14 protein-coding genes and 1 riboswitch are annotated in these 13,214 nt (G+C 70.4%); of the genes, 8 read left to right on the top strand and 6 right to left on the bottom strand.

Going from position 1 to position 13,214, the window contains the following annotated elements:
• Positions 1–54 precede the first annotated feature (54 nt).
• Entirely contained in the window at positions 55–1,479 is a 1,425-nt protein-coding gene (locus ACFWN1_RS25945; RefSeq protein ID WP_384366581.1) for a trehalose-6-phosphate synthase, read from the bottom strand.
• Between the two features lie 72 nt (positions 1,480–1,551).
• A complete protein-coding gene (locus ACFWN1_RS25940; protein ID WP_384366578.1) occupies positions 1,552–2,496 on the bottom strand; it encodes a glucosyl-3-phosphoglycerate synthase in 945 nt (314 codons plus the stop codon).
• A 194-nt stretch (positions 2,497–2,690) separates the two neighbouring features.
• Positions 2,691–2,848, top strand: a riboswitch (SAM riboswitch).
• A 17-nt stretch (positions 2,849–2,865) separates the two neighbouring features.
• Between ACFWN1_RS25940 and thrC the strand changes: the two genes are divergently transcribed.
• The 4 genes from thrC (at position 2,866) to groL (ending at position 7,087) form a co-directional block, all read left to right on the top strand.
• Positions 2,866–4,140, top strand: a complete 1,275-nt coding sequence (gene thrC, locus ACFWN1_RS25935; protein ID WP_384366575.1) for a threonine synthase — start codon at positions 2,866–2,868, stop codon at positions 4,138–4,140.
• The gene (locus ACFWN1_RS25930) at positions 4,137–4,412 is read left to right on the top strand and encodes a MoaD/ThiS family protein (RefSeq protein ID WP_384366572.1); all 276 of its coding nucleotides are present in this window, start codon (positions 4,137–4,139) and stop codon (positions 4,410–4,412) included. Before thrC ends, ACFWN1_RS25930 begins: the two co-directional genes overlap by 4 nt.
• A 454-nt stretch (positions 4,413–4,866) precedes the next feature.
• Positions 4,867–5,070, top strand: a complete 204-nt coding sequence (locus ACFWN1_RS25925; RefSeq protein WP_384366569.1) for a cold-shock protein — start codon at positions 4,867–4,869, stop codon at positions 5,068–5,070.
• Positions 5,071–5,464: 394 nt separating this feature from the next.
• Positions 5,465–7,087, top strand: a complete 1,623-nt coding sequence (groL, locus tag ACFWN1_RS25920; protein ID WP_384366567.1) for a chaperonin GroEL — start codon at positions 5,465–5,467, stop codon at positions 7,085–7,087.
• Between the two features lie 492 nt (positions 7,088–7,579).
• On the opposite strand, the gene ACFWN1_RS25915 is transcribed toward groL, so the two are convergent.
• On the bottom strand, positions 7,580–8,407 hold the full coding sequence (locus tag ACFWN1_RS25915) for a hypothetical protein (RefSeq protein ID WP_384366564.1): 828 nt from the start codon (positions 8,405–8,407) through the stop codon (positions 7,580–7,582).
• A gap of 360 nt (positions 8,408–8,767) precedes the next feature.
• On the opposite strand from ACFWN1_RS25915, the gene ACFWN1_RS25910 reads away from it, so the two are divergent.
• Complete coding sequence (locus ACFWN1_RS25910; RefSeq protein ID WP_384366561.1) at positions 8,768–9,616, top strand: serine hydrolase domain-containing protein; 849 nt, start codon at positions 8,768–8,770, stop codon at positions 9,614–9,616.
• Positions 9,617–9,651: 35 nt separating this feature from the next.
• Here the strand turns inward: ACFWN1_RS25910 and ACFWN1_RS25905 are convergent, their stop codons facing one another.
• Both ACFWN1_RS25905 and ACFWN1_RS25900 read right to left on the bottom strand, forming a co-directional pair.
• The gene (locus ACFWN1_RS25905; protein WP_384366558.1) at positions 9,652–9,840 is read right to left on the bottom strand and encodes a DUF397 domain-containing protein; all 189 of its coding nucleotides are present in this window, start codon (positions 9,838–9,840) and stop codon (positions 9,652–9,654) included.
• A complete protein-coding gene (locus ACFWN1_RS25900; protein ID WP_384366555.1) occupies positions 9,821–10,663 on the bottom strand; it encodes a helix-turn-helix domain-containing protein in 843 nt (280 codons plus the stop codon). The genes ACFWN1_RS25905 and ACFWN1_RS25900 overlap by 20 nt, the downstream gene beginning before the upstream one ends.
• Before the next feature lie 112 nt (positions 10,664–10,775).
• Here ACFWN1_RS25900 and ACFWN1_RS25895 point away from each other — a divergent pair, with 112 nt between their 5' ends.
• From ACFWN1_RS25895 to ACFWN1_RS25885, 3 genes are all read left to right on the top strand, one after another.
• Positions 10,776–10,970, top strand: coding sequence for a hypothetical protein (locus ACFWN1_RS25895; protein WP_384366552.1), 195 nt, complete (start codon positions 10,776–10,778; stop codon positions 10,968–10,970).
• Positions 10,967–11,200 (top strand): hypothetical protein, encoded by a 234-nt coding sequence (locus tag ACFWN1_RS25890; RefSeq protein ID WP_384366549.1) that lies wholly within the window; start codon positions 10,967–10,969, stop codon positions 11,198–11,200. Before ACFWN1_RS25895 ends, ACFWN1_RS25890 begins: the two co-directional genes overlap by 4 nt.
• A 147-nt stretch (positions 11,201–11,347) precedes the next feature.
• Positions 11,348–12,475, top strand: coding sequence for an NADH:flavin oxidoreductase (locus ACFWN1_RS25885; protein WP_384366546.1), 1,128 nt, complete (start codon positions 11,348–11,350; stop codon positions 12,473–12,475).
• 80 nt (positions 12,476–12,555) lie between these two features.
• Here ACFWN1_RS25885 and ACFWN1_RS25880 read toward each other — a convergent pair whose 3' ends face one another.
• Positions 12,556–13,125, bottom strand: a complete 570-nt coding sequence (locus tag ACFWN1_RS25880; RefSeq protein ID WP_384366543.1) for a hypothetical protein — start codon at positions 13,123–13,125, stop codon at positions 12,556–12,558.
• Positions 13,126–13,214: the final 89 nt, after the last annotated feature.

Raw genomic sequence — 13,214 nt, 5'->3', positions numbered from 1 at the left:
ACCCCGAATGGGGTGGCGCGTAGTCCGGTCCTTCCGCTGCTGAACCAGCCCCAATCACCCGGGTTTGACGTTCAGCGCGGTCAGCTGGTCCAGGAACCACTTGGCCGGGGGGAGGGCCGTGGCCGCGTCGGCGAGGTGCTTGGAGCGTTCGGCGCGGACCGGGTCGGGGAGGGTCAGGGCCTCGTGGAGGGCCTCGGCGGTGCCGACGACGTCGTACGGGTTGACCGTGATCGCGTGTTCGGCCAGCTCCTCGTAGGCGCCCGCCTCGCGGGAGAGGACCAGGGCCACGCCCTCGTCCGAGACGACCGGGACCTCCTTGGCGACCAGGTTCATGCCGTCGCGGATGGGGTTCACCAGCGCCACGTCGGCGAGGCGGTACGCGGCCAGGGAGCGGGCGAAGTCGTCGTCCAGGTGGAGCAGGACCGGGGTCCAGCCCCCGGTGCCGTACTCGGAGTTGATCTCGTCCGCGACCCGGCGTACCTCGTCCGTGTAGGAGCGGTACAGGGCGAGGTCCTGGCGGGACGGGTAGGCGAAGGCGACGTGGACCACGCGGTCGCGCCACTCGGGGTGGTCCTCCAGCAGGCGGCGGTACGCCAGCAGGCCGCGCACGATGTTCTTCGACAGCTCGGTACGGTCCACCCGGACGACCGTCCGGCGCCCCTCGCCGATCTCCTCCCGCAGCACCGCCAGCCGCTCGTCCACGTCCGCCCGGTGCGCCCGCTCCCGCAGGAACTCCGCGTCCGCGCCCAGACCGTGCACCCCGATCTCCGTGCCCGACGGGATGCCCGGACCCAGGACCGCGTGACAGCAGTCGGTGAACGCGTCCGCCCAGCGCCGGGTCAGGAAGGCCGCCCGGTCCGCGCCCAGGATGCCGGTGAGCAGCTCGGCCGCGATGTCGTCCGGGAGCAGGCGGAAGTAGTCCGGCGGCGCCCAGGGCGTGTGCGAGAAGTGGCCGATGCGCAGGTCGGGCCGGAGCTTGCGGAGCATCCGGGGCGCCAGCGCCAGGTGGTAGTCCTGGATCAGCACCGCCGCCCCCGGCGCCGCCTCCTCGGCCAGCGCCTGGGCGAACGCCTGGTTGTAGGCGCGGTACGCGTCCCACTGCCGGCGGAACTCCGCGTCGAACACCGGTTCCAGCGGTGTCTGGTACATCATGTGGTGCACGAACCACAGCGCCGAGTTGGCGATGCCGTTGTACGCGTCTGCGTACACCTGGGCGTCGATGTCCAGCATCCGCACCCGCTGCCCGCCGGTGTCCCGCTCCGGCAGCAGTCCGCCGTCCGCGCGCCGCACCGCCTCCCGGTCGCCGTCCCCGAGCGCGGCGCACACCCACACCGCGTCGGTGTCCGGACCGATCGCCGACAGCCCCGAGACGAGACCGCCGCCGCCCCGGCGGCAGCTCAGCCCTCCGTCCGGACCCACCGTGTACGAAACCGGGCCGCGATTGGACGCGACCAGCACCTCAGCACCCTGCGTAGCCATGGCCTCAACCTAGCCCGGCCCGTAAACCCTCAAACGTACGCGCGACCGGCGCGCCGACCGCACACGGCCCGCTCACGCCACCTGGCGCGCCGCGTACTCCGCGATCTCCGCCATCGGCGGCCGCTCCTCGGTGTCCACCGAGTAGGTACGCGGCTCGAAACCGACCGTCCCGCGCTCGAACTGGGTCAGCGCGGGCCGCACCAGGTGGCCGCGCGCGAGCCGGAGCTGCGCGGTGCGGTAGATCGCGGCCGCCATCCGGCCGAGCGCCTGCCCGTCCTGGTGCCGGTGCTTGCGCACCCCGACGTCCACCTGGGCCAGCGCGTCCAGCCCGACCAGGTGCAGCGAGTCCACCAGTATGCCCAGCTCGACCCCGTACCCCACCGGGAACGGCAGCCGCTCCAGCAGCGAGCGGCGCGCCGCGTACTCCCCGCCGAGCGGCTGCACGAATCCGGCGAGCCGCGGCCAGTGCATGTTCAGCAGCGGGCGGGCCATCAGCTCGGTGACCCGGCCGCCCTGCCCGGCGGCGCCGCCCAGCGGACGGTCGTACATCGCCTTGACCAGGTCGATCCCCGGGTCGGTGAGCAGCGGGCCGACGATGCCGAGGACGAAGTCGGAGGAGAACTCGCGCAGGTCGGCGTCGAGGAAGGCCACGATGTCACCGCTGGTCGCCAGCAGGGAGCGCCACAGCACCTCGCCCTTGCCGGGCACGGCGGGCAGCCGGGGCAGGATGTCGTCCCGGTGCACGACCCGGGCGCCCGCGGCGGCGGCCACCTCGGCGGTGCGGTCGGTGGACCCGGAGTCCACCACGACCACCTCGTCCACCAGTGGCGTCTGGAGGACCAGGTCGTGCCGGATCACGGAGACGATCTCGCCGACCGTCGCCTCCTCGTTCAGCGCGGGCAGCACCACGGACACCCGCTGCCCGGAGCGCTGCTTGGCGGCCAGGACGCGGTGCGCCGGGCGGTCGGCCACGGACCAGGAGCGGGTGGCGAGCCAGCGCTCGGTCTCTTCCAGCATGGTCTGCGGCTCCTCACGGCGGGGGTGCGGCTGCGGCGCGGGCGGCCGGTGCCGGGGCCGGTCCCCGCCTGACTCATCTCGCGGTTCGGACGACACCGTCAACTCTCCTGGCCTTCGGTTACAGTCTTGTACAGTCTTGGACAACGCCAGTGACCATCGCATGTCGAGGCCACCCGGCGTCCACAACCGAATACCGCTCATCCAGAGGGGCAGAGGGAAACGGCCCGATGAAGCCCCGGCAACCCTCCAGCCGGTCTCCCGTGCGCGACACGTCGCGGCACGCGCGAGGCTCCCGGCTAGGGAAGGTGCCAAATCCGTCTCACGGCGAGATGCGCCGTGGGAAAGATGAGGAGAAAGGGCCTCGCCTCCATGGCTGTGCAGACTGTCGCCACCCCCACCGTAGATCTCGGACCCGCCGCCGCCCTGAGCTGTCGGGAGTGCGGACACCGCGTCCCGCTCGGTCCCGTCTTCGCCTGTGAGGAATGCTTCGGACCGCTGGAGATCGCCTACGACTTCTCCGCGTACGACACCGAGAAGCTCCGGGCGCGCATCGAGTCCGGTCCGGCGAACATCTGGCGTTACGCCCCGCTGCTGCCCGTCCCCGCCGACGTGGCCGACAAGCCCAACCTCAACCCCGGCTGGACCCCGCTGGTCAAGGCCGACCGCCTGGCGGCCGAACTCGGCGTCACCGGTGGGCTGTTCGTCAAGGACGACTCCGGCAACCCGACGCACTCCTTCAAGGACCGGGTGGTCGCCCAGGCGCTGGAGGCCGCCCGCGCCTTCGGCTTCACCACCCTGTCCTGCTCCTCCACCGGCAACCTGGCCGGCGCGGTCGGCGCCGCCGCCGCCCGCGCGGGCCTGCGCTCCTGCGTGTTCATCCCGCACGACCTGGAGCAGGGCAAGGTCGTCATGGCCGCCGTCTACGGCGGCGAGCTGGTCGGCATCGAGGGCAACTACGACGACGTGAACCGCTTCTGCTCCGAGCTGATCGGCGACCCGGCCGGCGAGGGCTGGGGCTTCGTCAACGTCAACCTGCGCCCCTACTACGCCGAGGGCTCCAAGACGCTGGCGTACGAGATCTGCGAGCAGCTCGGCTGGCGGCTGCCTGACCAGCTGGTGGTGCCGATCGCCTCCGGCTCCCAGCTCACCAAGATCGACAAGGGGCTGAAGGAGCTGATCGCGCTCGGTCTGGTCGAGGACAGGCCGTACAAGATCTTCGGCGCCCAGGCGGAGGGCTGCTCGCCGGTGTCGGCCGCGTACAAGGCGGGCCATGACGTGGTGCGGCCGCAGAAGCCGCACACCATCGCCAAGTCCCTCGCCATCGGCAACCCGGCCGACGGGCCCTACGTGCTGGACATCGCGCGCCGGACCGGCGGGGCGGTGGAGGACGTGACGGACCCGCAGATCGGGGACGCCATCAAGCTGCTGGCCCGTACCGAGGGCATCTTCGCCGAGACGGCGGGCGGGGTGACGGTCGGCGTCACCCGCAAGCTGGTCGAGTCCGGTGCGCTGGACCCCTCGCTCACGACCGTCGTCCTGAACACCGGCGACGGCCTGAAGACCCTGGACGCGGTGGCCGGCACCGGTCTCTCCGCGACCATCCGCCCGACCCTGGACTCCTTCCGAGAGGCTGGCCTCGCATGAGCGTGACCGTTCGCATCCCCACCATCCTGCGCACCTACACCGGCGGTCAGGCCGAGGTGGCCGCCGAGGGCGGCACGCTCGCGGAGGTCATCGAGGACCTGGAGAAGCACCACCAGGGAATCGCCGCCCGCGTCCTGGACGACCAGGGCAAGCTGCGCCGGTTCGTGAATGTCTACGTCAATGACGACGACGTGCGTTTCGAGGGCGGACTTCAGACCGCCACCCCCGACGGCGCGGGTGTCTCCATCATTCCGGCGGTCGCCGGCGGCTGAAATTACCTTTGGTAACCGCGGTTACCCTCGGTTCATCCCGGCTCGGCGCAGTTCCTGGAATGGCCTTCTCCGTAAGAGAAACGGAGGGGGCCATTCTGTCTGATTGAACGCGGTAGAGTTGGGGAACACGCTCCCGTCCCGGCAGGCCGGGCGCACTTGATCCATGTCGCGAGCCCGATAAGAAACAGCCAAAATGCGCGGGTAATGTGCGGCATTTGTTGTTTTTACGGGGCCCGACTTGCCCTGAATTCCGCCGAAGTTGCGGCAGATTCCGGACTGTGTCCATCCGGAATTCTCGTCCGATTGACCTGTTGCAGACGGCAGTTGTGCAGATACATTCAGCCGCGGTCGACGCGTTCCGGCGCACGCCCCCGGCCGATTGCAGGGGGGCGAGGTCTGACCCGGGTCCGCGAGGTGCGGGTCCGCGCAAGGGCCAGTAATAGGGGAGTTGGGCATGGCTCAGGGCACCGTCAAGTGGTTCAACGCGGAGAAGGGGTACGGCTTCATCGCGGTCGACGGTGGTGCGGACGTCTTCGTCCATTACAGCGCCATTCAGATGGACGGCTACCGCGCCCTGGAAGAGGGCCAGCGGGTGGAGTTCGAGATCTCGCAGGGCCAGAAGGGTCCGCAGGCCGACATGGTTCGCGTCACCACCTGAAATCTCCAGCACGGCGAAGGGTCCGCACCCAGCACAGGGTGCGGGCCCTTCGCCGTTCTCCCGCACCACCCGCACCGCCCGCACCGCCCGCACCGCCGGGACACGGTGCCGGACGGCGTCATGGACCCGTACCGTCCCGCGCTGCCCGCGCCGCCCGCGCCGCCGGACGAGCAGAGCCGGAAGCGGCTCCGCATCGCCGGAGGCGCTTGCACTCGACCTGGGTGAGTGCTAATCATTGCGTTAGCACTCTGAAGGTGAGAGTGACAACGAAGGACCGGGTCGGTGAGGCCCGCAGGCCGGGTGGGGCAAGGAACCACGAGGTCGGCGAGCCGTCCGTCGCGGGCGCGGGCGCGGTCCGAAGGAATCACCCCCAGTCCTGGAGGGACCACTTCACATGGCCAAGATCATCGCGTTCGACGAGGAGGCGCGGCGCGGCCTCGAGCGCGGCATGAACCAGCTCGCGGACGCCGTCAAGGTGACGCTCGGCCCCAAGGGCCGCAACGTCGTCCTCGAGAAGAAGTGGGGCGCCCCCACGATCACCAACGATGGTGTCTCCATCGCCAAGGAGATCGAGCTCGAGGACCCGTACGAGAAGATCGGCGCCGAGCTGGTCAAGGAAGTCGCCAAGAAGACGGACGACGTCGCCGGCGACGGTACGACCACCGCGACCGTGCTCGCCCAGGCCCTGGTCAAGGAGGGCCTGCGCAACGTAGCCGCGGGCGCCAACCCGATGGCCCTCAAGCGCGGTATCGAGAAGGCCGTCGAGGCCGTCTCCACCGCTCTGCTGGAGCAGGCCAAGGACGTGGAGACCAAGGAGCAGATCGCCTCCACCGCCTCCATCTCCGCCGCCGACACCCAGATCGGCGAGCTCATCGCCGAGGCGATGGACAAGGTCGGCAAGGAAGGTGTCATCACCGTCGAGGAGAGCAACACCTTCGGTCTGGAGCTTGAGCTCACCGAGGGCATGCGCTTCGACAAGGGCTACATCTCCGCCTACTTCGCTACCGACATGGAGCGCATGGAGTCGGTGCTCGAGGACCCCTACATCCTCATCGCCAACTCCAAGATCTCCTCGGTCAAGGACCTGCTCCCGCTGCTGGAGAAGGTCATGCAGTCGGGCAAGGCGCTGCTGATCATCGCCGAGGACGTCGAGGGCGAGGCCCTCTCCACCCTGGTGGTCAACAAGATCCGCGGCACCTTCAAGTCCGTCGCCGTCAAGGCCCCGGGCTTCGGCGACCGCCGCAAGGCCATGCTCGGCGACATCGCCATCCTCACCGGTGGCGAGGTCATCTCCGAGGAGGTCGGTCTCAAGCTGGAGAACGCCTCCCTGGACCTGCTGGGCCGCGCCCGCAAGGTCGTCGTCACCAAGGACGAGACCACGATCGTGGACGGCGCCGGCTCCTCGGAGCAGGTGCAGGGCCGCGTGAACCAGATCCGCGCCGAGATCGAGAACTCCGACTCGGACTACGACCGCGAGAAGCTCCAGGAGCGCCTGGCGAAGCTCGCGGGCGGCGTGGCGGTCATCAAGGCCGGTGCGGCGACCGAGGTCGAGCTCAAGGAGCGCAAGCACCGCATCGAGGACGCCGTGCGCAACGCCAAGGCGGCCGTCGAGGAGGGCATCGTCGCCGGTGGTGGCGTGGCACTGCTCCAGGCCGGCCAGGTCTTCGACAAGCTCGAGCTGACGGGCGACGAGGCGACCGGTGCCAACGCGGTCAAGCTCGCGCTGGAGGCCCCGCTCAAGCAGATCGCCGTCAACGGTGGTCTCGAGGGTGGCGTCGTCGTGGAGAAGGTCCGCAACCTCCCCGTCGGCAACGGCCTGAACGCCGCGACCGGTGAGTACGTCGACATGATCGCCGAGGGCATCATCGACCCGGCGAAGGTGACGCGTTCCGCCCTGCAGAACGCGGCCTCCATCGCCGCGCTGTTCCTCACCACCGAGGCCGTCATCGCCGACAAGCCGGAGAAGGCCGCCGCGGCCGCTCCGGGCGGCATGCCGGGCGGTGACATGGACTTCTGATCCCTCTCGGATCAACTGTCCTAGTCCGGGGCGGCACTTCCCTCACGGGAGGTGTCGCCCTCGGGCGTTCCCGGGCCCGGCCGCGGCCCCCGGTGACGGCGGTAGCCGTAGGCGCGCTCCATCATGTGACCTCCGACGGCTGTACGAGGAGTACCAGTGTTCCCGTCCGGGCCGCTGGGCCCGGAGATGCTCGGGGTGCGCCTTCCACGCCGTCGACGACGCCTCGTCCGCGCGTGGTACGCCGGTTCGGGGTGGACGGACGAGGGGGTCATGACGAGGGGGTCATAAGGGAAGCCCTCCGTCGTGAGGCGCGCCGGACGATGCTGCCGCCTTCCGCCGGGACAGCCGCCGCCACGTCATCCCAGTGGCCAATGGGGGTCCTCCCAGCAGCACCAGTTCCTCCGCGCTGCCCCAGTGGCAGTCGAGGTTCATGGTCATCGGCACAGCCTCGGGAGGACTCCGGCCGGGGTCCACCGGCTGAAGACCGCGAGCCTAGCGGGCGGGGCGAGGGTCTCGCACGGGTGTCGTGGTGTTCTTGCGGGCGGACATGGCTGCCCGGATCTCCTCCGCGCGGGCGCGTACGGAGGGGGTGGGCAGGGGGCCCAGGGTCTCCCGCAGCGTCTGTTCGCCACGGCACGCCCGGCACATGCCGCCGGGCAGGGCCTCGGGGCGGCCCGGCAGGCCGCAGTTCGCGCATTCCAGTGTGCGGTGGGGTGGGGTGGGGGCCGGTTCCGGGGGGAGTTTGTCGGTCAGGCGGCGGCGGAGCAGGGCGGCTGGGTGGTGGATGGGGGAGGGGAGGCCGTCACTGAGGGCGCGGAGGATGGTGTCGTCCGTGGCTCCCCTGGCGTACCACTCCGTCAGCAGCGGGGCCAGGTCGGCGCAGTCGGCGGCCGAGAGGGACAGGGACGGGGTCCTACGGCCCAGGGCGGCCAGCAGGATGTGGGCGCGGGAGCGGGTCTGCTTCGGCGGGGGGTCCGGGGTGTCGCCTCGGGCGAACGAGGCCCACCAGGTGTCGTCGCGCGCGGTACGGGAGAACCACGATCGGGTGATCCAGCGGGTGCCGGTCCCCTCCGACTCCAGACGCTCCCGGCCCCGCCGCAAGTGCCCGGCGTTCTGGAGGCGGTTGAGTGCGGTACGCAGCGCACACTGTCCGTACGGGAGTGTCCTGGCCAGCGTCTTCACCGAGATGTCGGCGCCTTCGGGGAGGCGGTCCAGGTACGCGGCGATGGCCGCCTCACGGGGCGGGAGATGCGTGAAGTCGTGCTTGGTGCGCTGGAGTTGGTCCGGCGCGGACCGCTTGCCGTAGCCGGGGTTGGCCATGGGGTGCGGGAGTGCGTGCGCTTGTAGGGGGGCAGAGCTAAGCTTGGCGTCAGCCACGGGATCGCCCTTTTCGATCTTGTAGGTCAAGCCCCCGCAGGTGTTGGTAGCGCCTCGCGGGGGCTGTTCGTTATGCGGGCACGCTAGGGCCTTGTGACCTTCCGTGGCAAGTCGGTCGCTCCCGGTCAAGTCGCAGGGTGGGAGGGTGGGTTGAAACCCACCAGCCAATCCTTGTCAAGAGGGCTCGGGGCTCGCCGCTTGAGCCTCGGGGGCGGTGTCGCGGTCCGCGCGAGTGCGCTTGTATGTACACGAACTTGTGGCGTCGTCCGAGCGCAAGACCCCGTCCCCCACTGAAAGCCTTCCGTGCGCCCCATACCCACCTGCATCCTCAGCAGCAGCCGAGCCCCCCAAGCCCTGCATGGACATGATCTCGACGCATACGTCCAGATCGGGTCTCTGACCAAGACACTCACCGGAACCGCGCTGGCCCAGCTGGCTGCACGAGGTGTGCTCCAGCTGGACGCCCCACTGGAGCAGTTCCTGCCCGTTCCGCGGGGCACCGGCATCACCTTGAGGCATCTCGCCCAGCACACCTCCGGGCTGCCACGGCTCCCCCCGCACGTGGAACGGCGCGACCCGTACGCCGCCTTCGACGATGCCGCCCTGCATGCCGTGCTCCGGAGACTGGACACCTTCACCACCGCTGCCCCGGGCCACACCGAGGAATACTCCAACCTCGGATACGCCATCCTCGGAGCCGCGCTGACTTCCGCCGCAGCTATGTCCTACCAAGACCTGCTGGACCTCTACGTCCTTGCCCCGCTGGGCATCACCGAGATGACCAGCGCTCCGCCGCCGGACAACTGCCTGCACAGCCGCGGGCTGTTCGGCCGCCCACGTCGTCCCTGGACCATGACGGGCGCCATCCTGCCCGCAGGCGGGCTCTGGGCCACCCCGCGAGCCGCCGCCCGCTTGGTGACCAAGCTCCTCGTGGAACAGGAACTGGGGGAGCCCGCCCTGTCCTGGCAGAGAGCCGGCACCGTGCTCTGGCACAACGGCGCCACCGGTGACGCCTCCGTCTTCGCCGCTGCCACGCCGGACGGCAGATGGGTACTGGTCCACCGCCTCACTGGACAAGCCGCCCGTACCGACGAACTGGGCATCAAACTCCTACAGCAGGCCACACCTGGCGTTGGCAAGCGCGACACGTAACCGGCGGGCAGCGGCTCCCGGGCGGGTCGAACAGGTCAGCCCTGCTTGAGGTTCTCCACGAACGCGGCCCACACCTCCGGCCGGAACGCGAGCTTCGGGCCGTGCGGCGCTTTGGAGTCTCGGACGGGGATGTGGGTGGGGTGGGTGTAAGTCACTTCGAGGCAGTCGCCGCCGCTGCCGTCGCTGTAACTGGACCTGCGCCACTCAGGAGGGTTGCTCTTCATGGTCGTAATCCTGTGCGGTCGACTCGATAAGTGCCAGTGAAAGGGCTGGCGAGAGTGCCAACGTCTGCAGGAGTGTGAAGGTCAGGCTGTGGCGTGCGACCGTGGCGGGATCGTCCACCAGCTTTCCCGTGTCCAGTCCCCCGAGGAAGCAGAGGGGAGGGGCGTCCTGGAACTCCATGAGTTTCAAGGACCCGGCCATGGCCGGGTGCGCTCCCGCCGCGAAGGGCAGTACTTGCGCGATGACTCTGCGGCGGCGCATCAGGCTCGCTACATGCCGCAGCACCTCTGCCATCGCCGGAGGTCCGCCTACTGGCCTGCGGAGTGCAGCTTCATCGATCACCACCATCAACAACGGATTTGTTGGATCGTCGAGGAGGCGACCGCGCGTCATCCGGATCTCCACCAGTTCCTCGACCTCCGCGTCGGAGACCATCGGCCGGTAGCTGCGAAACAGGTCTGCCGAGTAAGCGGGGGTCTGCAACAAGCCGGGGATCAACAGCGGGAGGTACTGCTTGATGGACGTAGCGACGGCCTCCGCTTCCCCGTCCTCCACGAAGTGATCCGGATACTGCGACTTCGCGGAAGTCTCGCAGTGACGGGTGAAGAAGTCGCCCGTCTCCAGGATCTCGTCCAGTTGTGCGGCGTACTCCCGGTGCATTCGCCGAGTGCCCGCCTCCAGTTGGCCGATGAACGAGCCGCTGACGAAGAGTGGTAGACCAAGTTCTGTCTGGCTCAACCCCTTCCGCTCGCGCGCATGGCGCAACTCCGCTCCGATCATCGCGCGTGGTGACGACGACGGGTCGAGGTCCTTCGGTCCGGGCATCGTGCGCTCCTGTCCCACAGGCGGGGTTGTTGGTGCTGTCTCTCTGGCCAGGCTAGAAGCGGCGCCGCCACTCGGTGTGCGGAACGGTGGCACTCAGCGTGGAGGAACTGGCATGACGGATACGTCTGACGAAGCGGTCGAGCGGCTGCGTGCCGCCCTGCGGGGCGCGGGGATCGTGTTGCCCTCGCTCCGCGTGGACCCCGTGACCGAGGTGTACGGAGGGCGCGACACCCTGGTCGACTTGGGGAGTTGCAACCTCGACGTCGCCTCACGTCTCGCCGCCGCGCTCAGGGAGCGGGGCGAGTGAGGGAGGGGGATGTCCCGGCCGTCGGCGCCCACGCCCAGGACGTGCGGGACGGCAGGGTCGGGGAGGTCATGGGCCGGGAGGACGGCCGCGTCCAGTTGCGGCCCCTAGGCGGTGGCCGGGAATGGGACGTCCCCCCGGAGCACGTCGGCGAAGCCACCCCCGCCGACGTGCTCCGCGAACGCGTCCGGCTGCTGAACCGGGACGCCCGGCGGCGGGTCGAGCTGGGCTGAGAGCGGCACACGTGGCCGGGGTCACACAGGCCCGGTCCGAGGGGGCGGAATGCGGAGCCGGGCGGACGAGTTGTTTCACTGGGTGCACCATTGCGTGCTCATATACCTGCCCGTACACCCGACGCCGTCCACACGAGGAGCCCCCACGTGACCGCACCGACGCCCGCCGCCAACCGCGCGGCCGATCTCCTGTCCCGCCCGATCACCCTCAACGGCCTGACCGTGCCGAACCGGATCGCCATGGCGCCGATGACCCGCAACTTCTCGCCGGGCGGCATCCCCGGTGCGGACGTGGCGTCGTACTACTCCCGCCGTGCCGCGAGCGGTGTCGGCCTGATCGTCACCGAGGGTACGTACGTCGGTCACGACTCGGCGGGGCAGAGCGGCAGCGTGCCGCGTTTCCACGGCGAGGAGCAGCTGGCGGGGTGGGCGAAGGTCGCGCAGGACGTGCACGCGGCGGGCGGCACGATCGTCCCGCAGCTGTGGCACATCGGCATGGTGCGCCGTGAGGGTGAGCCGCCGTTCGCTGAGGCTCCGTCCGTGGGTCCGTCCGGCGTCCACAAGGAGGGCGCGGAGCCCAAGGGCAGGGCGATGACGCAGTCCGACGTGGACGACGTGATCGGCGCCTTCGCGCAGGCCGCCGCCGACGCCGAGCGCATCGGGTTCGACGGTGTCGAGCTCCACGGCGCGCACGGCTACCTGCTGGACCAGTTCCTGTGGCAGGGCACCAACCGCCGCACCGACGCCTACGGTGGCGACCCGGTCGCCCGCGCCCAGTTCTCGGCGGAGATCGTCGCGGCCGTGCGTGAGCGGGTGTCGGCCGAGTTCCCGGTCATCTTCCGCTACTCGCAGTGGAAGCAGCAGGACTACTCCGCGCGTCTGGCCGAGACCCCGGAGGAGCTGGAGGCGATCCTCGCGCCGCTGTCCGCCGCCGGTGTCGACGTCTTCCACGCCTCCACCCGCCGTTACTGGCAGCCCGAGTTCGACGGCTCCGACCTCAACCTGGCCGGCTGGACCAAGAAGGTCACCGGCAAGCCGGTCATCACGGTCGGCTCGGTCGGCCTGAACGGCGACTTCGTGGGCGCGTTCCAGGGCGAGGGCTCCCCGGTCAAGGGCATCGAGGACCTCCTCGACGGCCTGGAGCGCGGGGAGTACGACCTCGTCGCCATCGGCCGCGCCCTCCTCCAGGACCCGGAGTGGGCCGCGAAGGTGCTCGCCGGCCGCTTCGACGAGCTGGCGGCGTACGACGCCGCCTCGCTGACGTCGCTCAGCTGAGGCTTGTCCCCGGGGCGCCGGGTGGGTGAACTCCCGCCCGGCGCCTTCGCGTTGCCCGGAGCAGGCGCTCCGGCCGACCGCTACAGGTTGCCCATCGGTTCGATGTCCACCTGGGCGGGGGTGCCCCACACCCGCAGCACCTCGTAGTCGGTGAACTCGTGGACCAGGCGGTAGGCCATCGCGGGGCGCGAGCCCCGGCGGGCGGCGGCCAGGTACGCCTCCGCCTCGTGGCGGTCGCGGCGCGGGGTGCCGCACAGCTGCCACTCGCGGCCGTTCCACGCCTCGGGGAGCCAGCGCTGCTGGGGCTGGGGGCGGTCGGCGCGGACGCCGTAGCGGGAGGGGGCGGTCGCGTGGGCCTCCGGGCCCCGGCCCTGGCCGCCGTACTCCGCGCGGCGGGCGGCCCGGCGGCGGGTCTCGCACAGCAGGCACAGGTCCGCCGCGCTCTCGTCCACCGGGCCCTGCGGATGCTCCGCGCAGCGGGTGGTCGGGGCGCCGGCCGAGACACTCTCGTCCAGCAGGTCCAGCGCCCGCCGCAGGTCGGCCTTGACCTCGTGCAGGCGCGAGTCCGGGGTGTCGGCGGCCAGCGCCTCACCGTGCTCCCCGACAAGCCGGAGGGCACGGCCGAGCGCGGTGAGCTGGGCGTGATTCATGCGTCCAGCTTCTCACCCCGCTGCGCGCGGGCCGCCGGGAGCGGGTCCGTAGCGGTCTCTTCGACACATGTGACGCGGCCGACGACTAG

This window comes from Streptomyces sp. NPDC058459, assembly GCF_042721685.1.
Classification (GTDB): domain Bacteria; phylum Actinomycetota; class Actinomycetes; order Streptomycetales; family Streptomycetaceae; genus Streptomyces.
This window is presented reverse-complemented; position numbering and strand designations above follow the sequence as displayed.

Bases quoted from the DNA above. Each gene is read 5' to 3' on its own strand.
- ACFWN1_RS25880 (WP_384366543.1), bottom strand. From the start codon at position 13,125: ATGAATCACGCCCAGCTCACCGCGCTCGGCCGTGCCCTCCGGCTTGTC.
- ACFWN1_RS25900 (WP_384366555.1), bottom strand. From the start codon at position 10,663: ATGCCCGGACCGAAGGACCTCGACCCGTCGTCGTCACCACGCGCGATG.
- ACFWN1_RS25940 (WP_384366578.1), bottom strand. From the start codon at position 2,496: ATGCTGGAAGAGACCGAGCGCTGGCTCGCCACCCGCTCCTGGTCCGTG.
- ACFWN1_RS25925 (WP_384366569.1), top strand. From the start codon at position 4,867: ATGGCTCAGGGCACCGTCAAGTGGTTCAACGCGGAGAAGGGGTACGGC.
- ACFWN1_RS25930 (WP_384366572.1), top strand. From the start codon at position 4,137: ATGAGCGTGACCGTTCGCATCCCCACCATCCTGCGCACCTACACCGGC.
- groL (WP_384366567.1), top strand. From the start codon at position 5,465: ATGGCCAAGATCATCGCGTTCGACGAGGAGGCGCGGCGCGGCCTCGAG.
- thrC (WP_384366575.1), top strand. From the start codon at position 2,866: ATGGCTGTGCAGACTGTCGCCACCCCCACCGTAGATCTCGGACCCGCC.
- ACFWN1_RS25915 (WP_384366564.1), bottom strand. From the start codon at position 8,407: ATGGCCAACCCCGGCTACGGCAAGCGGTCCGCGCCGGACCAACTCCAG.
- ACFWN1_RS25895 (WP_384366552.1), top strand. From the start codon at position 10,776: ATGACGGATACGTCTGACGAAGCGGTCGAGCGGCTGCGTGCCGCCCTG.
- ACFWN1_RS25905 (WP_384366558.1), bottom strand. From the start codon at position 9,840: ATGAAGAGCAACCCTCCTGAGTGGCGCAGGTCCAGTTACAGCGACGGC.
- ACFWN1_RS25945 (WP_384366581.1), bottom strand. From the start codon at position 1,479: ATGGCTACGCAGGGTGCTGAGGTGCTGGTCGCGTCCAATCGCGGCCCG.